This window comes from Caulobacter sp. FV2ye17ST, assembly GCF_058680955.1.
This window is the reverse complement of sequence record NZ_CM178727.1, coordinates 1,049,251-1,075,804: the sequence shown is the minus strand read 5'-3', so window position 1 is coordinate 1,075,804 and position 26,554 is coordinate 1,049,251. Positions and strand designations below refer to the sequence as shown.

Genomic DNA, 26,554 nt, shown 5'->3' with positions numbered 1-26,554 from the left:
GCCAACCCCTGCGCGCAACGGCTTTCCAGCTCGCGTCAATTCAACCCCCGCATGAAAGCGGCTCGACCCGACTGTAAACCATTGTAAAATCCTTGCCTGGCCTAGCGCGATGCAAGGGCGAACAAGGTATTCCCAATGGGCGGACGATCATCTGGATCCCCCCCACCGGACAGACGGACGACCGCCGCGCGCCCCGCCCCGAGCGGGGCGCGCGAATTAGTTCTCCGCAAGTGAGCGTATGAAAGTCGCCCTACTCGACGACGATGAGAGTCACAATGCACTGGTCGCCGGCTTGCTGGGACCCGCAGGGTACGACTGCGTCAGCTTCACCCATCCCGAGCGCCTCCTGGCTGAACTGCGCCGCCAGACCTTCGATCTGCTGATCATCGACTGGAACATGCCCGACCTGTCCGGCATCGAGACCCTGAGCCGGCTGGACGAGATGCTGACCACGCCGCCGCCCGTGTTGCTGCTGACCAGCCGCTCGATAGAGGCCGATCTGGTCGAGGGCCTGAACGCCGGCGCCGACGACTATATCGTCAAGCCGCTGCAGCCTCAGGTGCTGCTGGCGCGGGTCAACGCCCTGGCGCGTCGGGTCTATCGCCCCTCGACCACCCAGCAGGTCGAACAGCACGGCCCCTATCGCATGGACCCCGGCGCCCACACGGCAAGCTGGGAAGACCATGTCGAGGCCCTGACGCCCAAGGAATTCCAGCTGGCGACGATCCTGTTCAACAACCTGGCCAGACCGTTGTCGCGCGAATACCTGCTCCGCCGGGTCTGGGGTCAGCGCCCGGATCTGGAGACCCGCACCCTTGACGCCCACGTGTCACGACTGCGCTCAAAGCTACAGCTTCGTCCCGCCAACGGCTTTCGTCTAACGACGGTGTACGGTTTCGGCTATCGTCTCGAGGCCTGTGATCCCCAGGGCCAACCCGAGGCGGACGCCGAAGCCGGAGCCACCCAAGCATGACGTCCAAGCGCGACCTGGTTCTTCTCGCCGCCGCCCCCGTCGCATCCATCCTGGGCCTGGCCGCCGCGACAGCCGCCGTCGCGGCGCCGCCGATCGATGCGCCGGTGGCCTATGTGGTCAAGCCAGGCGACACCCTGCTCGGCCTGGCCGCAGCCTATCTGAACAAGCCCAGCGACTACCGGCATGTGCAGCGCGCCAACCAGATCGCCCGCCCCCGGGCCCTGAAGATCGGCTCGACCCTGAAGATCGATCCCAAGCTGCTGAAGAGCACGCCGATCGACGCACGGCTCAGCGCCGTCAGCGGCGCGGTTGATCTGGAGACCAACGGCGCTCGCGCCCCGGCCCGCGCCGGCATGGCGCTGGTCGAGGGCCAACGCCTGATCACCGGCCCCGGCGGCTTCGCCACCTTCGAGATGGCCGATGACTCGCGCGTCACCCTGCCCTCGAACACCAGCCTGCGTATCGATCGCATGCGCCAGATCATCCTGAACAACGCGCCCCAGCGGGTCTTCCAGATGGACCAGGGCCGCGGAACGATCTCGGCGACGCCCAATCCCAATCCGGCTGGTCGCTTCGAGGTCCGCACCCCGGTCTCGATCTCGGCGGTGCGCGGCACCGAGTTCCGGGTCGGTCAGGACCCCGCCGGCGCCAAGGCCCAGACCGAGGTGCTGAAGGGCGCGGTTGGCGTCGACCTGGCCTCGGCCTCGACCGAAAACCCCCCCGTGCCCGCCGGCTTCGGGGTCAGCGCCACGCCGGCCGGTGTCAGCGCGCCGATCGCGCTGCTGCCCGCCCCCAAGCTGGGCGAAGGCGGCCAGCGCCAGGGCGACAAGATCGTCCGCTTCGCCGTCGAGCCCGTGCAGGGCGCCGCGACCTATCGCCTGGCCCTGTCGCGCGACGCCGGCTTTGTCGAGGTCTTCGCAGAGGCCGACACGCAGGCCCCCGCCGCCGAGTTTGGCGAGATCGCCAACGGCACCTATTTCGTTCGCCTGACCGCCCTGGACGCCGGCGGCCTTGAAGGGCTGCCCGCCGACTACAGCTTCGACCGTGATCTGGACGTGCTGGAGCCGGGAGCGCCGCCCAGCGCCCAGGTCTCGGGCAAGCACCGAAACTTCCTGTTCCGCTGGAGCGCGGCGGGCGATGGCGTGCGTGTTTACCGGTTCCAGCTGTTCGCCGGCGCCGACGCGACCTCGCCGATCATCGACCAGCCGGGCCTGTCCGAGCCGCAAATGACGCTCACCGATCTGCCGCCGGGCACCTATGGCTGGCGGGTCAGCGCGGTGCGCTTCAAGGGCGGGACTTTCGCCGAAAAGGTCGGGCCTATGCAGACACTGCAGATCGGTCGCTAGATCTTGAACTCGCCCGGCAGACTGCTTGACCCGGCGGCCGCCTCACCGCGCCGGCGTTTGCTGGCCTGGCTGCTGGTGGCCGCCCTGACCAGCCTGACCCTGGCCGGCTTGACCGCCAGCCCGCTGACGACGCGCCTGGACAACATCCTCTATGACGCCCTGCAACGCGCCTCGTCGCGGCCGGTCGATCCCTCGATCCTGATCGTCGAGGTCGATGAAAAGAGCCTGCGGGACATGGGCGCCTGGCCGTGGTCGCGCACCGCCCACGCCCGGATGATCGACCATCTCAGCCAGGCCGGCGCGCGGACCATCGTCTATGACGTGCTGTTCAGCCAACCTGCGGCCACGCCCAGCGATGACGTCACCCTGGCCAATTCCATCGCCCTGTCGGGACGGGTCTATCTGCCGCAATTCATCGAGCCCGGCCCAGGCGAAGGCGCGCCGCAGCAACTGGTCGGACCACGCCCGGAGATCGCGCGTGGCGCGGCCGGCCTGGGCCTGGTGCATGTCATGTTCGACGCGGACGGCGTCGTCAGGCGCATGGCGCCGTTCGAGGCCTTTGGACCCGACCTGCGTCCAGATCTGATGACCGTGGTCCATCGGGCCACACACGCGATCGATGCGCGCGACATCACGCGCGGCGCCGAGACCAGCCTGCTGATCCCGTTCGCCGGCGCGCCGGATCGCTTTCCGCGCCTTTCGTTTTCCGACGTGCTGGCCGGCAATGTCCCATCGGAACTGATTGCCGGCCGCACCATCTTTGTCGGCATGACCGCGCCGGGTCTGGGCCCCGCCTTTCCGACCCCGGTGACGCCCAACGCGGCCAGCATGACCGGCGTCCAGCTTCAGGCCAGCATCCTTGACGGGCTGCGCAGCGGCGCGATGATCCGCCCCGCCGGCCTGGTCAGTCGCATCGTCTTCGCGCTCAGCCTGCTTTGGCTGTTGCTGGCGGGCCTGCTGGTGCTGCCGCCGCGGGCCAATCTGATGCTGGTGGTCGGCCTGTCGAGCCTGGCCCTGGCGCTGAGCTGCGCCTTTTTCTGGCGGCTCGACCTGTGGCTGTCGCCCGTGGCGACGATCATCGGTCTGGCGACCGTATCGCTGGTCTGGGGCTGGGGGCAGTTGGGCCGGGTCAGCGACCTGCTGGGCCGCGAGCTGCGCCGCCTGTTGCCCGTGACCCACACACCGCCGGCCGAGGGGTTCGAGAGCGATCTCGTCGCCCGCCAGGCGCTCAGCCTGGGCGCCGCCATCAACCGGATCGAAGACCTGCGCCGTTTTTCGGCGGACGCCCTGTTCAGCCTGCCCGACGCCACCGTCGTGCTGGACGCCCGGCGGCGGGTGATCGCCGCCAACGCCGCCGCCCAGACCCTGCTGCGCGGAACCCACCTGCCTCTGGCGGGCGCCTCGGTGGCCTCGCTGCTTAACGCCCTTGAGCCCCTGGGCCGCACCTTCGATGAGTCCTGGCCGCCAGAGGCCGAGCGTATCGAACCGGTCGACCTGCACCTTAGCGACGGTCGCGCCTATCAGTCCCAGACCGTGTTCCGGCGGGACGAAGCGGGCGAGAGCGCCGGCTGGATCGTGCGCCTGGCCGATATCACCACCCTAACCGCGGCCATGCGCCAGCGTGAACAGGCCCTGCAGCTTCTGACCCACGACATGCGCTCGCCACAGACCTCGATCCTGGCGCTGCTGGCGACGACGCCCGACCTGCCTCAGGACGTGTCGGATCGCCTGGCCGCCTGCGCCCGCCGCACCCTGGCCCTGGCCGACGGCTTCGTGCAGCTGGCCCGCGCCGAGGTGACGCCCGTGGCCATGGAGCCCCTCGATCTCTGCGACGTGGCGGTTGAGGCGGTGGACGAGCTGTGGCCGCAATGCCGCCAGCGCCACATCGAGATCGAGCAGAGCGGTTGCGACACGCCCCTGATGGTGCTGGGCGACCGCAGCGTGCTGGCCCGGGCCGTGGTCAACCTGCTGGGCAATGCGGTCAAGTACAGCCCCGAGGGTTCACGGATCAAGGTTTCGGCGCGGGCCACCCGCGAGGACGGCCGCGCCTTTGTCGATGTCTCGATCAGCGACCAGGGGCCGGGCCTCTCGCCGGAAGAGGCTGCGATGGCGTTCCGGGCGTTCCAGCGGTTCGACCGGCCGGGCTCGGAAGCCGCCGGCGGCGTCGGCCTGGGCCTGGCCTTCGTCGAGGCGGCCGCCGCGCGCCATGGCGGCGGCGTTCTGTGCTCCAGCGCGCCGGGCGCCGGCGCGACCTTTACCCTGCGCCTGCCGGAATATCGCCCCGGCTAGGGCGTCGGCGTAGTCAGCGCCTTGACCAGGCGATCGGCGGTGACCTCGGCGTCGGCGGCGTCGGCTCGCACCGTCGCCCAGGCAGCTGGTTTGCCGGTCGCGACATCGAGCACAACGGCAGTGGCCGTATGGGCCGGACCGCGACGGCTCCAGAAGTGGCGCTTGGTCGGCGCGCTGCGCCAGGCGGTATCCTTGAACGAGGCCCCGGCCACGCCGGAGACCCCAACAACCGGCGCCGAAACGCCCAAGCCCACCTGCAGCAGATAGGCCGGCGGCTTGCCGCCCGAGACGTCGGCGCCACTGGCCGCAAGACGCTTCAGAACCCCGGCCTGGATCGCGTTGGCAAGGGCCGCATCAGCGGGCGCCGACTGACCGCTCAGCGGCGCAAGGCTCTGGCCACGCAGGGCCGCGAGACTGCCCTCCCGCACCGCCGTGGGCGCCGTTGCGCAACCGCTCAAGGCCAGCGCGCCCGCCAGGCTGAACACCAAGATACGCATGGACACCGCTCCCTCATCACCGCTCTTGCGGCGAAGCCCCGATCAGACGTGAAATCTAGCTGCGGTAGAGCCTGCGGTCATCCGCTGATCGCGCGATGTCACATTAGAGTGGCGCCGCCCAGTCGACGATCCGCATCAGCGCCCACAGAAACAGGGCCCATAGCGCCAGGCTGGTCATAATGGCGGCCGCGAACCGCAGCATCCAGCGCCTGGTCGGGCGCCGACCGGGGGCCATGCCCAAACGGTCGGCCATATGTTGCATCCAGACCAACAGCTTCACCGCCCGCCCGTATCCGCGCCGCTCGGGGCGCGCAAAGCCAGGGTGTTTGCTTGGTCCATGTTCATCCCAGACTCGCGTTATGCGACTGTTAGACCCCACGAACGGAAATGCGGCCAGAGGTTACAGCTCTGTTTTTACAATGCGTTACAATGCCTTGGCCAAATGGCTCACCAGGGCCATGAGCCTCGCGCATCGCTACGAGAAGGCCGCGACGGGCCTGTCTGGCGCGAGACTTGGGGCGTCGACACTTGCGAAGACAGCCGCCGCCAGGTGATGGCTGCGATGAGAGTTTTTACGAACGCTCGCCCAGCGCGCACCGGATCAGCGCCCGTCCCGCCCGGGCCACGGCGCGCACGGGCCCCTCGGCGCCCAGGGTAACCCGGGCCGAGGACGAGCCCTCCATCAACAGCATGAGGCCGTCGGCCAGGTCATTGTCGGGCGCGCCGGCGCGCTGGCACAGGTCGATCAGCCGCGCGTGCAGGGTCTGCTTGTAGGCCACCGACACCTTCTGGGCGGGATGGTCGACCTCGTGCAACTCGATGGCGGCGTTGGACAGCGGGCAGCCATGCACGTCACCGCTGCAGGCCTTGGTCTCGAAGGCGTCGAAGACTGCTTCCAGCTGGCCGCGCGGATCGTCGCAACAGGCGGACGTCACCTGATCCCACCAGATCCAGTAGTCCTTCTCCTGCTCGCGCAGGATCTCGGCCACCAGAACATCCTTGGACGGGAAGTTCCGATACAGCGTCATCTTGGTGGCGTCGGCTTCGGCGGCGATCGTCTCGACACCCACGGCCCTTATGCCGTGCTGGTAGAACAGCTCACGCGCCGTCTCGAAGATGCGATCCCGGGCCGGGCGCTTCGATGCGGGCGCGCAGACCGCGGCGTCCGCCTCGGCTGAATTGCCCCCATCAGAATTTCTCGCGGCCATTTTTCAACTACCTCATCTTGACGTGAGAGTGACCGGTCAGTATCTCTGCCTCATGGCGATGATACCGAACGGTCTCGTCACATCCTAAATCGTCCTCGCAGGGACGAAGGTCAAGTGGCCCGCCCCGCGACATTCCATCCCATAAACCCATTTGGAGGGCGCGCCATGCCCCTGGACACGAACAAACACGCCGTCCCGGTCGTCCGTTCCCCCACGCGAGCCGAGGGATGGATCGCAACCGCGCGGCTTCACGCCCGTCCAATTCGCCATTGGATCAAGCAAGCCTCGAAGACGGCCCCGGGTCACGACTGGACAGCAACCCCGTCCGGCCGATCCGCCCGGCGCCCCGTCTGGGAATGACGGTCGGGGAATGACCGTCAAATCCCTTCCTCCCCGTTTTCCACGCCCTTCGGCAGGATCTACCATGCGTATCCAACCCCTCCTCACCTCGCTGACCGCCCTGGCGGCCGCCGCCGTGCTGGCCGCCTGCGGCGCCCAGGCCAAGCAAGAGGTCGCTCCGCCCCCCGCCCAGGTCACCATCACCGCCGTGGCCTTCAAGTCGCTGCGCCAATGGGACGACTTCACCGGCCGTCTTGAAGCCATCGACACCGTCGAAATCCGCCCCCGTGTCGGCGGCTATGTCGACGGCGCCCGCTTCCAGGAAGGCGCCCGGGTCCGCAAGGGCCAGGTGCTGTTCGAGATCGACCCCCGCCCCTTCCAGGCCGAAGCCAATCGCGCCAATGCCGAGGTGGCCCGCGCCAAGGCCCAGCTGGATCTGGCCATCGTCAATCGCGAGCGCGGCCAGCGTCTGATCGACCAGAACGCCCTGGCCCGCAGCGAATTCGACCGCCTGTCGTCCGAGGAAAAGGCCGCCCAGGCCAACCTCGCCGCCGCCAGCGCCGCCTATCAGACCGCCCGGCTGAACCTGGAATTCACCCGCGTGGTCTCGCCGATCGACGGCCGCGTCTCCAAGGCCCTGATCACCCGCGGCAACCTGGTCACCCAGGCCGACCTGCTGACCACCGTGGTGTCCGACACCCCGATCTATGCCGCCTTCAACGCCGACGAGCAGACCTTCCTGAAGTACGCCGCGGCCGAACGCGGCAAGCAGAGCCCGGTCTATATGGGCCTGATGACCGAGGACGGTTATCCGCACCAGGGCAAGCTGGCCTTCATCGACAACGCCATGGACGCCAAGAGCGGCACCATCAGCGGCCGAGCCATCTTCGCCAATGGCGACGGGCGGTTCACGCCAGGCCTGTTCGCCCGCATCCGCCTGGTCAGCGACGCCTCGCAGACGGTCGCCCTGGCGCCGGACCGCGCGGTGGCCACCGATCTTGGCAAGCGCTTCGTCGTGGTGGTCGGCAAGGACAACAAGGCCGAATACCGCACGGTCGAGATCGGTCCGCTGGCCGGCAACCTGCGCATCATCCGCACCGGCCTAAAGCCGGGCGACCGGGTGATCGTCGGCGGCCTGCAGAAGGTCAAGCCGGGCGACACGGTCAACCCCGTCGTCATCAAGACCGACCTGACCAGCGACCTCAGCCAGTTCGAGACCGGGCCGCAACGCGTGGCCTTGGCCGAGACCGTCCAGCAGCGCTGATCACCCAGTAACCGCGAGTCTCTCGGCTCGCGGATCCAAGGCTTGAATGCAGAGCGCCGACCACCCCGGTCGGCGCTGACGCCCCCTCTTCGCCTCCTCCCCGGAAGCCTCCCATGAATTTCTCCAAGTTCTTCGTGAGCAGACCACGGTTCGCCGCCGTGCTCTCGATCGTCATCTTCATCGCCGGACTGGTGGCGCTGCCGCGCCTGCCGATCTCGGAATATCCCGAAGTGGTGCCGCCCACCGTGGTCGTGCGCGCCGCCTATCCGGGGGCCAACCCCGCCGTCATCGGCCAGACCGTCGCCGCCCCGCTGGAGCAGGCGATCAACGGCGTCGAGGGCATGCTGTACCAGTCGTCGCAATCGGCCGCCGACGGCGCGATGGTGCTGACCGTCACCTTCGCCCTCGGGACCGATCTCGATAAGGCCCAGGTGCAGGTGCAGAACCGCGTCGCCCAGGCCCTGCCGAAACTGCCCCAGGAGGTGCAGCGCATCGGCGTGACCACCGACAAGGCCTCGCCCGACCTGACCATGGTCGTGCACATGACCTCGCCGAACAATCGCTACGACATGCTCTATCTGAGCAACTACGCCCAGCTGAACATCAAGGACCGCATCAAGCGGGTCGATGGCGTGGGAGACGTTCAGATCTTCGGCGCCGGCGCCTATTCCATGCGGGTGTGGCTGGATCCGGAAAAGCTGGCCTCGCTGAACATGACGGCCGGCGACGTGGTCCGGGCCCTGCGCGAGCAGAACGTTCAGGTGGCCGCCGGCCAGCTGGGCGCGCCGCCCACCAACATGGGTTCGGACTTCCAGCTGTCGATCAACGCCCCTGGCCGCCTGACCGACGAGGAGCAGTTTCGCGACGTGATCATCCGCTCGGGCGACAACGGCGAAATCACCCGCCTGGGCGAAGTGGCCCGCGTGGAACTGGGCGCCAACAACTACGCCCTGCGCTCGCTGCTCGACAACAAGTCGGCCGTCGCCATGCCGATCTTCCAGCGTCCCGGCTCCAACGCTCTGGCCATGGCCGCCGACGTCAAGAAGACGATGCAGGAGCTGAAGAAGGACTTCCCCGAAGGCGTCGACTACGAGATCGTCTACGACACCACCGCCTTCGTGCATGAAAGCATCGACTCGGTGGTCCACACCCTGATCGAGGCCATCATCCTGGTGGTTCTGGTGGTGGTGCTGTTCCTGCAAGGCTGGCGCGCCTCGATCATTCCGCTGATCGCCGTGCCGGTCTCCCTGGTCGGCACCTTCGCGGTGCTGCTGATGCTGGGCTTCGGCCTCAACGCCCTGACCCTTTTCGGCCTCGTCCTGGCCATCGGCATCGTCGTCGATGACGCCATCGTCGTGGTCGAGAACGTCGAGCGCAATATCGCCAACGGGCTCGAACCGGCCGCGGCCACCCGCAAGGCCATGAGCGAGGTCACCGGACCGATCATCTCCACGGCCCTGGTGCTGTGCGCGGTGTTCATTCCGACCGCCTTCATCACCGGCCTGTCGGGCCAGTTCTATCGTCAGTTCGCCCTGACCATCGCCATCTCGACGGTGATCTCGGCCTTCAACTCCCTGACCCTGTCGCCGGCCCTGGCCGCCGTGCTCCTCAAGAGTCACGACGCCCCCAAGGACCGTTTCCAGAAGATGATCGACGCGGCCCTGGGCTGGCTGTTCAACCCGTTCAACCGCTTCTTCGCCAAGGCTTCCAACGGCTATGTCAACGGTGTGGCCAAGAGCCTGGGCAAGTCGACCGCCGGCCTGGTGGTCTACGGCATCCTGCTGATCCTGACGGTCTTCGCCTTCAGCAAGACCCCGGGCGGCTTCGTGCCCCAGCAGGACAAGGCCTATGTGGTCGCCGTCGTGCAATTGCCCGACGCGGCCTCACTGGACCGCACCGAAGCGGTCGTTCGGCAGATGGGCGACATCGCCTTGAAGGTTCCGGGTGTCAAGCATGCCATCGCCTTCCCCGGCCTGTCGGTGAACGGTCTGATCAACAGCCCCAACTCGGGCGCGATCTTCTTCGCCCTCGACGAGTTCAAGGACCGTCGCGGCAAGGCGGAATCGGCCGGCGCCATCGTCGGCGCGCTGAACCAGAAGTTCGGCGCCATCCCCGACGCGCAGATCGCGGTCTTCCCGCCGCCTTCGGTTCAGGGCCTGGGCACCATCGGCGGCTTCCGCATGCAGATCGTCGACAAGGCGGGCCTGGGTTCGGACGAGCTGTACAAGGCCACTCAGAACCTGATGGACAAGGCGCGGCAAGACCCCGCCCTGGCCGGCGTGTTCTCCAGCTATCAGGTCGGCGTGCCGAAGATCCAGGCCGACATCGACCGCGAAAAGGCCCGAGCCTCGGGCGTGTCGCTGACCGACCTCTTCGAGACCATGCAAGTCTATCTGGGCTCGCTGTACGTCAACGACTTCAACCGCTTTGGCCGCACCTACGAGGTCAACGTCCAGGCCGATCAGAAATTCCGTCTGCAACCGGAGCAGATGCTGCGCCTCCAGACGCGGAACAACGCCGGCCAGATGATCCCCTTGGGCAGCTTCGTCAGCTTCAAGGAGGCCACCGGTCCCGACCGCGAAAGCCACTACAACGGCATGCTGACCGCCGAGATCAACGGCGGCCCCTCGCCCGGCTTCTCGTCCGGCCAGGCCCAGAAGGCGCTGGAAGACCTGGCCAAGAAGGAGCTGCCCAACGGCATGGGCTATGAGTGGACCGAGCTGACCTACCAGCAGATCCTGGCCGGCAATTCGGCGGTCTACATCTTCCCGCTGTGCGTGCTGCTGGCCTTCCTGGTGCTGGTCGCCCAGTACGAAAGCTGGACCCTGCCGCTGGTGGTCATCCTGATCGTGCCGATGACCCTGCTGTCGGCCCTGGCCGGCGTGCTGCTGACCCATGGCGACAACAACATCTTCACCCAGATCGGGCTGATCGTGCTGGTGGGGCTGGCCTGCAAGAACGCCATCCTGATCGTCGAGTTCGCCAAAGAGCGAGAGGAACATGGCGACACGCCGCTGCAGGCGGTGCTGGAAGCCTGTCGTCTGCGCCTGCGGCCGATCCTGATGACATCGATCGCCTTCATCATGGGCGTGTGGCCGCTGGTCGTCAGCCACGGCGCGGGTTCGGAGATGCGCAAGGCGATGGGCGTGGCGGTGTTCTCCGGCATGCTGGGCGTCACGGTCTTCGGCCTGGTCCTGACCCCGATCTTCTACTTCGTCATCCGTCGCAACGCCGCCCGCAAGGCGGTCGAGACGACGCCCCCCCTTCCGACGACCACCGTGGAGGCGCACTGATGTCCGCCCTCGTTCAAACCCAACTGCAGAACACCGGCTATCCCCCGCGGAACGCGATGGACCCAAGCGGGGCCAAGTACAGCTCCTTTGGACCGCTTCACCTGGGTCGCCCGGCCCGGGCCCGCCATGACGGGAGGGGATCCAGAGCCATGCTCGCCCTGAAGGCGATCCTCGTCGCCGGCGTCTCGTTGCTGGCCGCCGCCTGCGCCGTCGGCCCCAACTACAAGACCCCGACCACCCCACCGGCGGTGTTCCAGAACGCCGCCGCCGACACCTTCATCGCCGCCAATCCCGAAGCCGAATGGTGGAAAGGCTTTGGCGACCCGGTGCTGGACCAGTTGGTGACCAAGGCCCTGGGCGACAATCTGGACATCGCCATCGCCGTCGCCCGGGTCGACGAGGCCCGCGCCCTGTTCAGGGACGCGCGCCTCGATCAGTTGCCCCGGGTTGCCGCCGGCGGGACCTACCAGACCAGCGACCAGCAACAGCCGGGCTCCGGCGGCCAGCGGGTCGAGAGCGACACCTACCAGGCCGGCTTCGACGCCGGCTGGGAGATCGACCTGTTCGGCCGGGTGCGGCGCGGCGTCGAGGCCGCCCGGGCCGAGAGCGGGGCGGCCCAGGCCGACCTGCGCGACGCCCAGGTGACCATCGCCGCCGAGGTGGCTCGGAACTACCTCGAACTGCGCGGCGCGCAGGCTCGCCTCGCCGTCGCGGAACGCAACCTCGGCACCCAGCGCGAGACCGTGCGCCTGACCCGCGTGCGGTTCGACGCCGGGGCCGGTAATCCCATCGACGTCGCCTCGGCGCAGGCGCGCCTCAACGCGACCGAGGCGGCAATTCCCGCTCTGATCACGGCCGAGAAGCGCGCCAACCACCGCCTGGCCGTGCTCACCGGTCAGCGGCCGGGCGCCCTGGACGCCCTCCTGGTGGCTCGCGAGACCGAGATCCGCCCCCGGATCGCGGCCCTGCCCATCGGCGACGCCGCCGATCTGCTTCGCCGCCGGCCCGACGTTCAGGCCGCCGAGCGTCGCCTGGCCGCCCAGACCGCCAGGGTGGGGGTGGCCACGGCCGACCTCTTCCCGCGTGTTCGAGTGACCGGCTTCGTCGGCTTCTTGTCGGGCTCATCCTCGACCTTCGGCGATAGCGCCAGCCAGGCCTGGTCGCTCGCGCCCAGCGTCACCTGGCCGGCTCTGGACCTCGGCGGCGCTCATGCGCGGCTCAAGGCGCAAGAGGCCCGCGGCGACGCCTCGCTGGCCGCCTATGACCAGACAGTGCTGCGGGCGCTGGAAGACCTGGAAAACGCCCTGGTTTCCTACCGTGAGCGGCAGGCCCAGCTGAAAAGCCTGGTCGACCAGTCCGCCGCCTCGCGCCGCGCGGCCGAACTGGCGCGCATCCAGTACAAGGAAGGCGGCATCGACTTCCTGGTGCTGCTGGACGCCGAACGCACCCTTCTGGCCGCCGAGGACGCCCTCAGCGTCGCCGAGACCAGCGTCAACACCGATGTAGTGGCCCTCTACAAGGCGCTGGGCGGCGGCTGGACGAAGGCGGCCGTGTAGAGAAAGCAGCGGCGGTTACGGTAACGCTCCGTTCACCGCCGCTGGCGCTCACTGTCCACGCGTCCATCCGTCGCAAGGGCTGCAGTATTGTGGCGGCGGAACAGCGGGACTAGGTTCAAGGTCAGGTCGGGGGACCTTTTCCATGAGTAAGTGTCGCGATGGCGTTTGATGTCTCCCAGACCGAAACTCTCGCTACGGCGGGAACCGAAGACCTCCAATTCTATCTCAATGCAGATGGCCGGGCCGGCGCGACCGTCAACGGCAAACCGAGCCTGACTGTTGAAACGGCAGGGCTGACCCTGGTCGGCTTCGCGCCTGGCTGGTCTGCGGCCCTCGGCCAGTCCTACACCCTGACCTATGGCTTCCGCTCGACGGCGCCTGACACCATGCCCGACGACGCAGCCGGGTTCTCGCGTTTCAACACCGCTCAGATCCAGCAGGCGGAACTGGCCCTGACGTCGTGGTCGGACGTCGCCAACATCACCTTCATCCGGGTCGGTGCGGGCTCGACCGGAGAGGCGGCCTATTCGAACCAGGCTTCGATCCTGTTCGGCAACTATTCCAGCGGCGTGGAGGGCGCTGTCGCCTTCGCCTACCTTCCGGGTAACCCGGCGGTCACAGCGCGCTCGGGCGATGTCTGGGTCAACACCACGCTGGACTACAACGTCACCCCCGCGGCCAGCAACTACGGCGGCTCGGTCCTTGTCCATGAGCTGGGCCACGCCATCGGCTTGAGCCACCCCTCCGACTATGACGCGGTCGACGGGGCCAGCTTCAGCTATGACGCGGACGCCGACTACTATCAGGACTCCCGCCAATATACGGTGATGAGCTATTTCAGCGAGCGCAACACCGGCGCCAGCTATGGCGGCCGCTTCGCGTCCGCTCCACAGCTCGACGACATAGCGGCCGCGCAGGCGGAGTACGGGGTCAACACGACCACCCGCACCGGCGACACGATCTACGGCTTCAACTCGAACGCCGGCCGATCCTGGTTTGAGGCCACGACAGCCTCCACCAAGGTGATCTTCGCCGTCTGGGACGCGGGCGGAAAGGACACCCTCGACTTCTCGGGCTACTCCAACAGCCAGATCATCGATCTTCGGCAAGGCCATTTCTCGGACGTGGGTGGTCTGGTCGGCAATGTCGCCGTGGCCATGGGCGCCGTCATCGAGGATGCGCGCGGCGGTTCCGGCGTCGACACCATAACCGGCAACGCCTCGGCCAACTGGCTGCGTGGCGAAGCGGGGAACGACACCCTCAACGGCCTGGCCGGCGACGATCGCCTGGACGGCAATGACGGCAACGACACGATCACGGGCGGTGATGGCTTCGACCAGATCAACGGCAATGTCGGCGCCGACTACGGCTATGGCGGCAATGGCGCGGACTGGGTTGTCGGCGGCCAAAACAACGACCAGCTGTTCGGCGACGCCGGCGATGACATCGTCTACGGCAACCTCGGCAACGATGTCTGCTATGGCGGCGTCGGGAATGACATCGTCCGCGGCGGCCAGGGTGACGATGTCCTGTCAGGCGACGAAGGCAATGACTGGCTGGCCGGCGACCGCGGCGCCGACAACATCACCGGCGGGGCCGGGGCGGATATCTTCTACAGCTTCTCCGGCGCCGGCTCTGATCTGATCACCGACTTCAACCGCGCCCAGGGTGACCGCATTCAGCTGGATGCCGGGCAGGCCCACAGCGTCTACCAGAGCGGGACGAGCGCCATCATCGACCTGGGCGGCGGCGACCTGATCATCCTTGCCGGGGTCAACATCTCGGCCCTGACCGGTGACTGGCTGATCGGCGGCTAGTAGGGCGCGTCGCCGACGATCGTCACGCGCTCGACGATCCGCTCCTGCGGCCAGTAGTCGAGGATGGCGTAGTGCTGGGTGGCGCGGTTATCCCAGAAGACGATCGCGTTCGGCGTCCAGCGGAAGCGGACCTGATATTCCGGCGTCTTCACACGATCCAGCAGGTCGGCCAGCAGGGTCCTGGCTTCGTCCTCGGGCAGGCCCAGGATGCGGGTCGTGAAGACCTTGTTGACGAACAGGTGCTTCTCGCCGGTCTCCGGATGGGTGCGGATCACCGGATGGACCATCAGCGGATAGGCGGCGCGCAGCTCGTCGCGCTTGGCCTGGTCGACGCGGTAGCCATAGCTCTGGATGATGTCGTGCTCGGCGGTCAGGTCGGCCAGCTTGTCCTTCAGGGCCTGAGGCAGATCGCGATAGATGGCGGCGGTGTCGGCGAACAGGGTGTCGCCGCCCAGCGGCGGCAGATGCCGCGCCCGCAGCACGCCGCCCATCGACGGTGCGGCGCGGAAGGTGACATCGGTGTGCCACTTGTTGGCGACCCGCACGAGCGGCACGATCTCCTCGCGCAGCTTCATGCCATCGGCGGCCTCGATGTGCAGGATTTCCGGAAAGCCCGGCACATGGCTGGTGACCGGATGGCCCTCCAGATCGCCGAAATACCGACCGAAGCGAACATGGTCCTCGTGGCTGATGTCCTGGTCGCGGAAGAATATCACCTTGTGGCGCAGCAGAGCGGCGCGGATCGCCGCGATAACCTCGAGCGTCAGTGGCTGGCGTAGATCGAGCCCGGAAATCTCGGCGCCCAGCACCGTGCTGACGGGGGTGACGGTCAGACCCGCATAGTCGGGGGTCTCATCGGCGACGATAGGCGCGTGCGCGTTCATGGCGTCCTCCCATTGGACAGGCATCAGGCGCCGTCCGTCCGCGCGGGCGGCTTTCATTGCCCCTACCCTACGCGCGAGGTTTTCAGGCTCAACGGAGTTTTTCTCCCGCCCCTGTCAGAGGCCCAGGACAGGCCGGCTTATGGCTGCGGGTGTGACAGGCGTTCCGAGGCGGTGCACCGGGCCGCCACTCTGGGCTATATCGGCGCCGTGCCTCACTAGTCGGCCGCTGACGGAAGCCCCACCATGATCCGCGTCTTTGTCAGCGCCTCGGCCGCCGAGCCCTTCGCCGCCGCGCCCCTGTCGCGACGGCTGGAACCCCTGCTGTCGGCAACCTTCGAGGGTGGCTTCATCCCCGGCGTCAACAGGTTCGACTGGAGCAGCCTGGGACCAGACGCCCGTATGGCGGGGCCGTTCATGTCGCCCGCCTGGCGGTCCGTCGCCGCGGCGGGACGGTTCGAGCGTCTGCCGACGACCTATCATGGCTTCGCCCGGCGGGTGGCCGCGGCGCGCTATGCGGCGGGGCTGTTCATGGTCACGCCACCAGACGCCGAAGGCCTCTGTTCGTTCGGCCCGACCATCGATTTTCCGCCGACGGCGCTGGAGCGGTGCGCGATCAGGATCGGCGTGATCAACCCGTCCCTGCCCCGGCTGCCTGGATCGCCGACGACGCCCGTCAGCGTCTTCGACGAACTCATCGAACTCGACACCCCGCTGGTGGAATATGTCGTGCGCGCGCCAGGGTCCGTCGAGACACGGATCATCGACCATGTCGCGGCGCTGATCCCCAACGGCGCGACGGTGCAGGCTGGCATCGGGCGACTAGGCGACGCCCTCTGGGCGGGTCTGGCCGGCAAGGAGGGCCTGTCGCTTCACAGCGGCATGATCTGCGATCCGGTCGCCGCGCTGATCCGCCAGGGCGTCTTTGCACGGGTGACCACGGGCAGCCTGCTGGGGTCGCGCGCCTTCTACGCCGAGGCCGCTGATCTCCCGGGCGTCGTCATGGCCCCCGCGCTGGAGACGCATGACGTCGCCCGCCTGGCCCTGATCCCGACCTTCGTCGCCGTCAATTCGGCCATCGAGGTTGATCTGCGGGGCCAGGTGAACGCCGAATGGGTGGATGGCGAAGCGATCTCGGGTCCCGGCGGCCTGCCCGACTTCATCGGCGGCGCGCGGCGCTCGCTTGGCGGGCTGCCGATCATAGCCCTGGGCTCCACCGCCAAAGGCGGCGCGATCAGCCGGATCGTTCCACACCTGGATGTTCCGCCGACCCTTCCCGCCTCTGAGGTCGGGATCGTGGTGACCGAACACGGCGCGGTCGACCTGCGAGCGCTACAAGGCGAGGCGCGCGCCATGGCGTTGATCGAGATCGCCGCCCCCGACCACCGGGCGGCCCTGCGTCAGACGTGGCGACGCGGCGTCTGACTACATGTCCAGCACGAAGGCGCCGTCATCGTCCGCATCGTTTGTCGCGACCTGGGCCGCCGAGCGCCTGGAGCCATGCAGGTCGGTGTTGGACAGATCCGTATCCCCCAGATCGACCTCGCGAAGATCGGCGTAGCGCAGATTGGCCTTGGCCAGTTGGGTGGGCTTTTCGCGATCGACCTTGAAGGGCAGCGCGCTCAGGAGCGCCCTTCGAAGATCGGCCTGTTTGAGGTTCGCGCCCAGAAGACTGGCGCCGCGCAGGTCGGCTTCGCGCAGGATGGCGCCGCGCAGATCGGCGCCGTCCAGCAGCGCCCCCTGCAGTGAAATCCGCCGAAGATCCATTCCGGCCAGACACGCATTTCTGGCGCTGACCGCCGTCAGGAAGGCGCCCGCCATGTCGGCGATGGGTCGCAGGTCCTCGCCGTCCAGCACGGCGGGTTCGCCCGACTTGCCGCCGCTGGTCACCCACTCTCGGTGCGCCGCCAGCTTGACGAAGATAAGGGCGGCGCGTGCGGCGGCGTCCGCTCCCGGGTCGCACAGGCAGCGATCCATGACCGCGCCCATCGTCCGGGCCTGGGCCAGATCCACGCGCGTCAGCACCGCATCGCTGAAGTCGGCGCTCTCCAGATTGGCGCCGCGCACGTCGACATCGTCGATCACAGCCCCGCGCAGACTGGCGTTCTTGAGATTGGCGCCGACAAGTTTCGCGCCGCGCATCGAGCATTCGGAAAAGTCCGCCGCCGCCGCGGACACGTCGTCCAGGCGAGACCTGTCGAGGACCGCGCCCGAGACATTGGCCCCGTCCAGCTGACCGGCCGAGACCTTGTGGCGAATGAGCGCGAACTTGGTTTCCTCATCAGAGATGGCGATCCGACCCGCCCTCAGATCGGCCTGGGTCATGTTGGCGTGAGAGAGGTTGGCCCCCTTCAGCCGCGCGCCCCGCATGTCGGCCTGGACCAGAGAGGCGCCGACGAAACTGCTGCCCTGCAGATCCGCGCCGAACAGACAGGCCCGGGCCAGCCGCGCCCGATCAAACTTGCAGCGAACCAGGGTGCTGCCGGTCAGATCTGCGTCAGCCAGATCGCGCCCGGAAAGATCGATATCCTCCATGATCGCAAAGCGCAGCACCAGTCGCCGACCACCCGGCTTTCGCGCGACGAACCACTCATGCGCGGCGACCATCAGATGGGCCTCACGCTGGTTGACGCGAATGCGCTCAAGCTGTTTGGCCGGCTTCAAAGCCACAGGTGCGGTCTCTCTCGAGCGGCGAAGGCCGGACTCGTCTGAGCCTCACAGTTAAGCTCAAACCGTTTATTTTCGGTCGACCGCAGGCATGTCCGCGGACCGGCGAAGGTTACGCGAAATCAACTGGCGCGGCGCCCGCTCAAACTGAGAACATGACCTCATGATTCTCGAAGGAAAAAACCAACCCCGGAAGAAGCGCCGCCAGCCGATCGGCGCGCGGATCAAGTCGCGTCGCAAGGCGTTGGGCCTAACCCTGCAGGAACTGGCCGATCGATCGGGCCTGTCCAAGCCCTTCCTGTCACAGGCAGAACGCGACCTCACCACGCCGTCGCTGATGTCGATGCTTGGCCTGGCCAAGGGTCTCCAGGTCGAGGTCTCCTATTTCATGGAAATCCCGCAGGCCCAGGACATGGTGCGCCGCGCCGACGAGCCGGCCGAAATCGCCGTGGACTCGCCGGTGGCCTATTTCGACCTCTCCTCAGCCCTCCCAGATCGCAAGCTGGACGCGGTTCTGATGCGCATTCCGCCCGGCCACTGCTTTCCGGTCGACACCCGCAATGGCGAGCACTTCCGCTATGTGCTGGAGGGCGAGCTCTATGCCCGGGCCGGCGACATCCACACCCTGCTCAAGGCCGGCGACAGCATGCACTTCGACGCCCGCGCGCCCCACACGGTGGAGAACCGCACGGACAAGGAAGCCGTCCTGCTCTATGTCGGCACGCCCAGCGTTTTGCAGCGGGGCGCGCCGGCAGAGCCAGCCTAGTCGATCCCCAGGTCAATATCCCCAATGGGCATGCCGGGCGGGGTTTCGGGCTTCAGCTTGGTCTCGCCCAACACGCGGGCCAGCTCGTCGCCGTCCTTGAGCAGGGCCGCCAGACGCAGATTCAGCGCGCGGTCGGAGGCGTCGCTACCCGGCGCTGCCTTGAGGCGCGCGGCCAGGTCCGAGAGCTTCAGATCGATCTCGGCCGCAGCCTGGGGCGAGCGTTTCACGTCACGCGCAGCGGCGACCAGGTTCAAAACCGTGCGCCACCGGACCCGGCGAGCGACCTCGGCCTGACGTCCCGGGGCCGGCGCGAAGACCGTCGCCAGCAGCGTATCGACCACCTCGCCAACACCGGGCTGGGCGGGATCTCGGCGATGCTGGTCGACCAGCCGCGTCAGGCGGTCGGGCGCTAGCAGCGGATCCAGGGTCACGCCGGCAGCCACATCGGCGGCCACCAGCGGATCGAACACCGGGCCGCCCATCCCAGCGAACAGCTCGATGACATGCTGGCGATCGGTCTCGCCCGATTGCCCGCCCGACAGCAGGGGGAGCAGGTTTTCCGGCGTGTCCAGCTCGGCCGGCGCCAGGGTCGCCATCAAGGCGGCCAGCGCCGCGCGCTGCCTGTCAGGCGCGACCAGCGGCGCAACCTGACCCGCGTCGCCCTTGACCGCATAGCTGAACTCGACGCCCGCCACCTGCTTGACCGCAGCTTCAACCTGATAGCGATGCAGCAGGTAGATCGGCACATATTTGCGCTTCAGGGTCTCGACCGTTTCGCCAGTCTTCAGGGCGTTCAGACCGAACTGGTCGATGGCCACCCGGCGCACGCCGATCATCCGCCGCAGTTCGGCGACCGAGTCCGCGCCATCATCCCACAGCGCGCCCCAGGGCTGGCCGGAATTGGGGCCCCGCGCGTCGCTGTCCGTGATGTAGCGGAGCTTTGCCGCCGCCGCCTTGGCCGCCAGGGTCTCCTTGGGCGCATCGCCATACAGCCAGTCGACCGTGAACATGTCCCAGGCGCCGACCCCCACGCCATAGGCGTCCGACAGGTCGATCCGGCCGTCCGTCACCTTCACGCGCGGCGCAGGATAGTCCATCACCGAGGCGCGGTCCTGGGTCGAGGCCGCGAAATTGTGCGCAAAGCCCAGCGAGTGGCCGACTTCGTGGGCCGACAGCTGCCGCAGACGCGCCAGTGAGACCTGGATCGGATCGTTGGGACCGCCCTGGCCGTTCTGGTCGGCCCCGACCAGACCTTCGAAGATCATCATGTCCTGGCGCACGCGCAGCGCGCCCAGGATCACCGAGCCCTTGAGGATCTCGCCGGTGCGCGGATCGGAAACCGACTGGCCCATCGACCAGCCCCGGGTGGCGCGGTCGACCCAGTTGATGACGCTGTAGCGCACGTCCAGAGGGTCGACACCTTCGGGCAGGACCTCGACGCGATAGGCGTCCTTGAAGCCCGCCGCCTCGAAGGCCTTGGCCCACCACGCCGCGCCCTCGACCAGAGCGGTGCGGATCGGCTCGGGCGCGGCGCGATCGACATAGAAGATGATGGGCTTCTTGACCGGCGAGAGCGCCGCCGTCGGATCGGTCTTTTCCAGACGGAACCGGCGCGCCCAGCGACCGACAATATCGTCGCCCAGCGGCACCGCGTAGTCGAGACCGATCACGCCCCAGGTGCCCGTGCGCGGATCGAAGGCGCGCGGGACGAAGCCGGGCTCGGGAAGCTTCACCAGCGAGTGCCGGACGATCAGCGTGATCTGCTTGGCGTCGGGGGCGATGTTGCGCGTTTCGGGACCGGGCGTATCCGAAGCGAAGGTCTGGCGAGCCTCGAACTCTATATTCTCGGGAAAGACCTTCACCGCCGAGGGGTCGGCGACGGAGAGATCAGAGACCAGCTTGAAGCCGTTCTCCCCAGCCTGCTTCAGGGCGTCGGCGGCGCCGATCACGTCGCGGGTCAGGAAGCTGGAGATATCCACGAGGATCCGGCCGTCCGACGTGTCGCTGACCACGTCTCCGGCCCAGACCGTCGAGACGGCGAAGGACTCGCGGGCCGCGATCTGTTCGGCGGCAGGCGCGCCGACAGCGGTGAACTTGGGGTTCTCGTACTCGGCGATGACCTTCTTGCCGATGCGGCGGAAGACCAGAACCTGGGTGTCACCCAGAGCCGCGCGGTCAAGGCCCACGGGAGCCGAACCCAGACCGGTTTTCAACGCCACGACATAAAGGAACCGGCCACTGACGCCATCGGCGTCAGGCTTTGGCAGGGACAACAGGATGCGACCCTTGGCCTTGTCGATATGCACGGGCAGCAGGCCGTCCTGGCGCGCGGTACCGGCCAGGGCGGCTTCGGAGGCCGGAGCCTTGTCCTTCGGGGCGGCTAGAACCGGCGTGGCGGCTGACAGAAGCAGAGCCGCCGCGAGCGCGGCGCGGCTGACGGTTCCAAGCATGTAAGACGCCCCCAAGCGTACTGGCCGGTCGCGCGGGCGACTCCCGCGCCATCTCCCGGCGGAGGCGACCTTTTCATCGGCTTTCGCAGAACGCCAGTGGGCGCGCCGATTTTTGACGCTCGCCCCGCACCTTCGCCCGGGATCGAGGCGGGGCGCCTACTGGGTGTCAGCCCGGCGCGCCCGCACGGCGCGCTGACCGTCGAGATTCATGAAATAGCTGCCCATCGACGCCTTGCGGATTTCGGCCCTGGAACCCTTCTTCGGATCCTTGGAAATCGACTGATCATCGACCTGCTTCCAGACGGCGCCGTCGGCCAGCACGACCGTCCAGCGCCCGTCGGGGCTCTGGCGCGCGCTGACAACCTCGCCAATAACCCGGTCAACCTCGGTCTTCTCTTCGCTGCGGTCGAGGATGGCCAGGGCCGACAGATCCAGACCAAAGGCCTGGCGACGCGCGGCGCGGGCCTCCTGACGGTCGACGATGATCACCTCGCCGGTCTTCTCGGCCTTGTTCACCTGACCGACGGCGGCGTCATAGCAGGCCAGTCGCTCGGCGTCGGTGGTGATGGCGCGGCAGTCGAAGAGGGCTTTCAGCACCGCAGGGGTGGCCGACTTGGGCGCGTCAGCTGCGGTCGCGGCCAAGGGAACGACGAGGGCCGCGACCCCGACAAGCTTGAACCAGGTTTTCATGCGACCCCACAATTTGAACTGCTGCATTGGAAGCGCCGACGGGACGCCCCGCAAGAGGGCGCTGGCATTTCAGGTCGTCTTGGCCGCCTCGCGCACCAGCCAGCCGGTCAGGGACAGCCGCTTGGCGGCGGCATAGGACGCGACCGGCGCCACCGAATGGGCGCGAGGCACGCGGAACAGGGTCAGGACGTTGAAGCCTGGCTTGAAGCCTCGCTCGATCTGACCGTCAGTGTCGTGGAACAGCAACTGCCCGCCCCAGTCCGGTCGCCAGTCACGGGTGAAGCCCAGGGTGAAGGCGGCCAGGCGATCGTCGCTCTTGTGGCTGTCGTCATGCAGGGTCAGGAAGTCGCCCGGCCGATAGTTGGACGCCTGGGCCCGGACCCCGCCGACCGGGTCGCCGCCGATCACCGCCTGGCCAAAGTCCAGAAAGGTCCGGCTCTGCAGGAATTCGGTCGCTCGGTGAATGGGCGCGGTCGGGTCGCGGCCATACTCGTCCTGCAAGGCATAGGACAGGTGGACGAACGAGAACCCCCTGGAGGCCCGTTTCAAGGCGCCTTGCAGGAACTGTCGGACCTGAGCCTCGCCGAATTTCTGGATCACCTGGGGACTGATCACCAGGGTTTCGGAAGTCTCGTCGGGCGCCACGACGTTCCAGGTCAGGCCCGCCATGATCCTGGCGATCCCCTCGGCGTCGACGGGATCCAGAAAGACCGGGATCTGGACGACCCCATCCCTTTCATAAACAGCCGCGAACGGCGCGGGATCGAGCGCCGGATTGATCCGGATCAGAGAGGGAGTCGTCATGGAACGAACCGGCGCAAAGCGGATCTCCGGCGCCGGAACGGGCCTGAACGCCCGTTTCGTAACAGATCGCCATTCTGCGGTTCAACCCGCGACATGCCGGAAGGGCGATCAAAAAGTTTGATCGATCAAGCTCAGCAACCGACAGAACTGCTCCTGCCAAAGCGCCCAATTGGCCTGCGGATCGAAGTTGGCTGAGATTCGACGTTAACAACCGCGGCCAGACCTTAACGAAAAGATTACAGAACTTTCAGACGCCGTGGATGATTTTAGCCTGAAACACCTGTTGGATCGCCGAAAACATGTCGGAATGGTGACGGTTTTTCATCATTGCCAATCTGTAATATTTAAGAATAGCGATAAGTATACTATTCCCCATTTCACGTCCGTTCAGGTAGAAATTCGGGCAGGATGCCCATTCACAGCAATCAGATGCGTCACTTTTGCTACACAGCCGACCAATTGTTGCTGCGCCGCATTGCGAAAGATTGACCAAGGTTCATCAACCGTCACTCTCACGTCCAACACGCACCGGCAGCGGTGCGCGTTGGGGGCGTCACGACTTGGCTCAAACCGAGACGGCGCAAAAATATGTTGGAGGTTTGATGTTTAACGCTTTGTCCACCAGGAAGCGCCTGCTGGCGACCACAGTGCTGTGCGGCGCGATCGCGCCGCTGGCGATGGCCATGCCCGCTTTCGCGCAGACCGCGCCTGCCACTGAAGAAGCCGCGCAGGTCGAAGAAATCGTCGTCACCGGCTCGCGCATCGCGCGTCCTGACCTGGTGTCGAGCAGCCCCGTCGCGACGGTCGGTGAGAAGGAGCTCGAGCAATCGGGCATCGTCAACACCGAGAACCTGCTGAACACCCTGCCGCAAGCCGTGCCCGGCATCACCTCGTCGGTGAACAACGGCAGCAACGGCACCGCCACGGTCAACCTGCGCGGCCTCGGCTCCAACCGCACCCTGGTGCTGGTTGACGGCAAGCGTCAGACCCCCACCACCCAGGCCGGCAGCGTCGACCTGAACCTGATCCCGCCCGCGCTGATCAAGCGCATCGAAGTGGTGTCGGGCGGCGGCTCGGCCGTTTACGGTTCGGACGCCGTGGCCGGCGTCGTCAACTTCATCCTGAAGAACGACTTCGAAGGCATGGAGCTGTCGGCTGGCTATCAGGCCACCGACGATGGCGAAGCCCCGGTCTACTCGGCCGACCTGACCTTCGGCGCCAACTTTGCTGATCGCAAGGGCAACGTGGTTCTGAGCCTCGGCTACAACAAGCGCGAAGCTCTGACCCAGGGCGAGCGCGGTGGCATGCTGGGCCGCGCCTGGGGCGACAACGCCACCCGCACCGGCCTGGTGCCCAGCGGTTCGGGCGCAATCGAGCCCGGCGCCGTCGGCGCATTTGTCTCAGGCAAGTTCCTGACCCTGCCGGGCGTCGCCAACAACGCCGCCAACACCGGTATCTTCCTGAACGATGGCAACATCCGCCTCTACAACGCGGCGAACGACTCCTACAACTTCGCGCCGGTCAACTATATGCAGACCCCGCAGGAGCGTTTCTCGGTCACGTCGCTGGCCAGCTACGAGATCAAGCCGGGCCTGACCGCCTTCGCCAAGGGTAACTTCGTCAGCAGCCGGGTCGTCACACAGCTGGCTCCGACGCCCGCCGGCAACCGGATCTTCCGCTTCAGCCTCGACAACAACCCCTTCCTGACCGCCGCGGCCAAGACCGCGCTGAACAGCCTGGGTTCGAGCACGGCCTATACGATCCCGACCAGCAGCGCCTGGACCGCCGGCACCTTCACGGACGCCGACGCTGACGGCGACGGCGTCTTCGACACCGTCACCGGCGTGTTCAACAAGCGCCTCAGCGACGTTGGCCCGCGTATCGCGGACTTCAACTTCACTGGCTTCCAGGTCCAGATGGGCCTTCGTGGCGACATTGAAGCCATCAACGGCGGCTTCGAAACCTACTTCCAGTATGGCAACACCCACGGCAGCCAGTCGCTGCTGGGCGACACCAGCCTGGCGCGCATCCAGCAGGGTCTGCTGCTGAACGCCGCTGGCACCGGCTGTCTGGATCCGTCGGGCGGTTGCGTTCCGGTCAACATCTTCGGCAACGGCACGATGTCGGCGGCTGCGGCCAACTTCATCAAGACCCGCATCAACTCGTCGCAGGACTACGAGCAACTGTACGCCGGCCTTACCTTCAACGGTGACACGGCCAACATGTTCTCGCTGCCGGCGGGCCCGATCGGCTTCGCCGTCGGCGCCGAGTATCGCGCCGAAGATTTCGTCTTCAACCCCAGCCAGGATCTGGCTGTCGGCAACCTGACCGGCTTCAACGCCAGCCCGCCCGTCTCCGGCCGCTTCGACGTGTACGAAGCCTATGCCGAAGTGCTGGTGCCGCTGCTGAAGGATCTGCCCTTCGTCCAGTCGCTGGACCTGGAACTGGCCGGCCGCGTGTCGGACTACACCACCCAGCCCTCGCCGGTTGAAACCTACAAGGTGGCCGGCACCTGGAAGCCCTTCGACGACCTGATGCTGCGCGCATCGTACAACAAGGCGATCCGCGCTCCGTCGGTCGGCGAACTGTACGCGCCGCAAAGCAACGGCTTCCCGACCGCGACGGATAACTGCTCGGCTCGCGCCGCGCCGAACGCCGCTACGCGTCAGGCCTGCATCAACTCGGGCGTCGCGGCCAACCTGGTCGGCGTGATCAACGCCAACCAGCAGACCCAGACGCTGAACGGCGGCAACCCGAACCTGGCGCCGGAAGAAGCCAAGACCTACACCTACGGCTTCGCCTATACGCCGTCGTGGCTGCCGAACTTCTCGGTCACGGGCGACTATTTCTCGATCGAGATCACGGACGCCATCGCCAGCTTCGGCGGTAGCGCCGCCAACGTCATGAACGTCTGCTACGGCGCGGTCGTTAACGGCAACCCGAGCTCGCCGTACTGCCAGGCCATCAACCGCCTCGCCAACGGCTCGATCGACTACATCTCGCTGACGGCCCAGAACGTCGCCACGATCAAGACCGAAGGCTTCGACATCGGCGTCACCTACCGCACCACCCTGGAAGACCTGGGTATGCCGGATTGGGGCTCGCTGTCGTTCCGCGCCCTGTACACCAACACCTGGGAGTACACGACGACCCCGGACGAGATCTCGGCTCCGATCAAGTGCGCCGACAAGTTCGGCACGCGTTGCGGCAACCCGATCCCGCGCCACAAGCTGCGTTCGGCTGTGAACTGGAAGATGAACCAGTTCGGCCTGAATCTGGTGTGGAGCCACCTGGACGATGTGAACGACGACGCCCCGGCGACCCGTTACACCGTCGAGCGTATCGGCGCGAAGAACTACTGGGACCTGTCGGCCGACTGGGAAGTCAGCGACAACCTCGCCTTCACCGGCGGCGTCAAGAACCTGACCCAGGAAGCCTACCCGATCCTGGGCGGCAACGCCTCGCCGTCGAACAGCGGCTATCCGGCCACCTACAACGTTTTCGGCCGCGAATTCTTCCTGAACGCGCGTCTGCGCTACTAAGACCTGACCCCGCCGAGCGTTTCGGCGCTCGGCGGGGAAAGCGCTGGAGAAGCAAGATCAGGCCCGTCCCGGCACGCCGGGGCGGGCCTTTTCGTCTGCGGAACCCGGTATGCGAAAAAACATCCTCCATTGATTGCGCGGACGGCGGATTTCCGGTCTGGCTTCGTCAGAC

17 protein-coding genes and 1 pseudogene are annotated in these 26,554 nt (G+C 67.0%); 10 read left to right on the top strand and 8 right to left on the bottom strand.

The window, feature by feature from the left end:
- The first annotated feature begins 135 nt into the window (after window positions 1-135).
- From ACW17V_RS05080 to ACW17V_RS05070, 3 genes and pseudogenes are all read left to right on the top strand, one after another.
- Window positions 136-973: pseudogene (locus ACW17V_RS05080) on the top strand (response regulator transcription factor).
- Window positions 970-2,319, top strand: coding sequence for a FecR family protein (locus ACW17V_RS05075; RefSeq protein WP_492107788.1), 1,350 nt, complete (start codon window positions 970-972; stop codon window positions 2,317-2,319). The pseudogene ACW17V_RS05080 and the gene ACW17V_RS05075 overlap by 4 nt, the downstream one beginning before the upstream one ends.
- Before the next feature lie 57 nt (window positions 2,320-2,376).
- Window positions 2,377-4,608 (top strand): CHASE2 domain-containing protein, encoded by a 2,232-nt coding sequence (locus ACW17V_RS05070; RefSeq protein ID WP_492107787.1) that lies wholly within the window; start codon window positions 2,377-2,379, stop codon window positions 4,606-4,608.
- On the opposite strand, the gene ACW17V_RS05065 is transcribed toward ACW17V_RS05070, so the two are convergent.
- The 3 genes from ACW17V_RS05065 to ACW17V_RS05055 form a co-directional block, all read right to left on the bottom strand.
- On the bottom strand, window positions 4,605-5,105 hold the full coding sequence (locus tag ACW17V_RS05065) for a hypothetical protein (protein ID WP_492107786.1): 501 nt from the start codon (window positions 5,103-5,105) through the stop codon (window positions 4,605-4,607). The two genes, ACW17V_RS05070 and ACW17V_RS05065, sit on opposite strands and share 4 nt — an antisense overlap.
- A gap of 103 nt (window positions 5,106-5,208) precedes the next feature.
- Window positions 5,209-5,358: a hypothetical protein gene (locus ACW17V_RS05060; protein ID WP_492107785.1), complete on the bottom strand. Its 150-nt coding sequence runs from the start codon at window positions 5,356-5,358 to the stop codon at window positions 5,209-5,211.
- A 319-nt stretch (window positions 5,359-5,677) separates the two neighbouring features.
- Entirely contained in the window at window positions 5,678-6,313 is a 636-nt protein-coding gene (locus ACW17V_RS05055) for a TetR/AcrR family transcriptional regulator (protein WP_492107784.1), read from the bottom strand.
- A gap of 424 nt (window positions 6,314-6,737) precedes the next feature.
- Here ACW17V_RS05055 and ACW17V_RS05050 point away from each other — a divergent pair, with 424 nt between their 5' ends.
- The 4 genes from ACW17V_RS05050 (at window position 6,738) to ACW17V_RS05035 (ending at window position 14,582) form a co-directional block, all read left to right on the top strand.
- Window positions 6,738-7,916, top strand: coding sequence for an efflux RND transporter periplasmic adaptor subunit (locus tag ACW17V_RS05050; RefSeq protein ID WP_492107783.1), 1,179 nt, complete (start codon window positions 6,738-6,740; stop codon window positions 7,914-7,916).
- A gap of 113 nt (window positions 7,917-8,029) precedes the next feature.
- A complete protein-coding gene (locus tag ACW17V_RS05045; RefSeq protein WP_492107782.1) occupies window positions 8,030-11,209 on the top strand; it encodes an efflux RND transporter permease subunit in 3,180 nt (1,059 codons plus the stop codon).
- A 149-nt stretch (window positions 11,210-11,358) separates the two neighbouring features.
- Window positions 11,359-12,765: an efflux transporter outer membrane subunit gene (locus ACW17V_RS05040; protein ID WP_492107781.1), complete on the top strand. Its 1,407-nt coding sequence runs from the start codon at window positions 11,359-11,361 to the stop codon at window positions 12,763-12,765.
- Window positions 12,766-12,923: 158 nt separating this feature from the next.
- Window positions 12,924-14,582 (top strand): M10 family metallopeptidase C-terminal domain-containing protein, encoded by a 1,659-nt coding sequence (locus tag ACW17V_RS05035; RefSeq protein ID WP_492107780.1) that lies wholly within the window; start codon window positions 12,924-12,926, stop codon window positions 14,580-14,582.
- Here the strand turns inward: ACW17V_RS05035 and ACW17V_RS05030 are convergent.
- Window positions 14,579-15,466, bottom strand: coding sequence for a TauD/TfdA dioxygenase family protein (locus ACW17V_RS05030; protein WP_492107779.1), 888 nt, complete (start codon window positions 15,464-15,466; stop codon window positions 14,579-14,581). The two genes, ACW17V_RS05035 and ACW17V_RS05030, sit on opposite strands and share 4 nt — an antisense overlap.
- A 243-nt stretch (window positions 15,467-15,709) precedes the next feature.
- Here ACW17V_RS05030 and ACW17V_RS05025 point away from each other — a divergent pair, with 243 nt between their 5' ends.
- Window positions 15,710-16,888 (top strand): acetyl-CoA hydrolase/transferase family protein, encoded by a 1,179-nt coding sequence (locus ACW17V_RS05025; RefSeq protein WP_492107778.1) that lies wholly within the window; start codon window positions 15,710-15,712, stop codon window positions 16,886-16,888.
- Here ACW17V_RS05025 and ACW17V_RS05020 read toward each other — a convergent pair whose 3' ends face one another.
- The gene (locus ACW17V_RS05020) at window positions 16,889-18,133 is read right to left on the bottom strand and encodes a pentapeptide repeat-containing protein (RefSeq protein WP_492107777.1); all 1,245 of its coding nucleotides are present in this window, start codon (window positions 18,131-18,133) and stop codon (window positions 16,889-16,891) included. It abuts the gene before it with no gap.
- Window positions 18,134-18,293: 160 nt separating this feature from the next.
- Between ACW17V_RS05020 and ACW17V_RS05015 the strand changes: the two genes are divergently transcribed.
- Window positions 18,294-18,896, top strand: coding sequence for a helix-turn-helix domain-containing protein (locus ACW17V_RS05015; protein ID WP_492107776.1), 603 nt, complete (start codon window positions 18,294-18,296; stop codon window positions 18,894-18,896).
- Here ACW17V_RS05015 and ACW17V_RS05010 read toward each other — a convergent pair.
- The 3 genes from ACW17V_RS05010 to ACW17V_RS05000 all read right to left on the bottom strand — a co-directional run bounded on the left by ACW17V_RS05010 (window position 18,893) and on the right by ACW17V_RS05000 (window position 22,840).
- Window positions 18,893-21,346, bottom strand: a complete 2,454-nt coding sequence (locus ACW17V_RS05010) for a zinc-dependent metalloprotease (RefSeq protein WP_492107775.1) — start codon at window positions 21,344-21,346, stop codon at window positions 18,893-18,895. The genes ACW17V_RS05015 and ACW17V_RS05010 overlap by 4 nt on opposite strands.
- Before the next feature lie 156 nt (window positions 21,347-21,502).
- A complete protein-coding gene (locus tag ACW17V_RS05005) occupies window positions 21,503-22,063 on the bottom strand; it encodes a hypothetical protein (RefSeq protein WP_492107774.1) in 561 nt (186 codons plus the stop codon).
- 42 nt (window positions 22,064-22,105) lie between these two features.
- Entirely contained in the window at window positions 22,106-22,840 is a 735-nt protein-coding gene (locus ACW17V_RS05000; RefSeq protein WP_492107773.1) for a 2OG-Fe(II) oxygenase family protein, read from the bottom strand.
- Window positions 22,841-23,442: 602 nt separating this feature from the next.
- Between ACW17V_RS05000 and ACW17V_RS04995 the strand changes: the two genes are divergently transcribed.
- Window positions 23,443-26,382: a TonB-dependent receptor domain-containing protein gene (locus ACW17V_RS04995; RefSeq protein WP_492107772.1), complete on the top strand. Its 2,940-nt coding sequence runs from the start codon at window positions 23,443-23,445 to the stop codon at window positions 26,380-26,382.
- Window positions 26,383-26,554 lie beyond the last annotated feature (172 nt).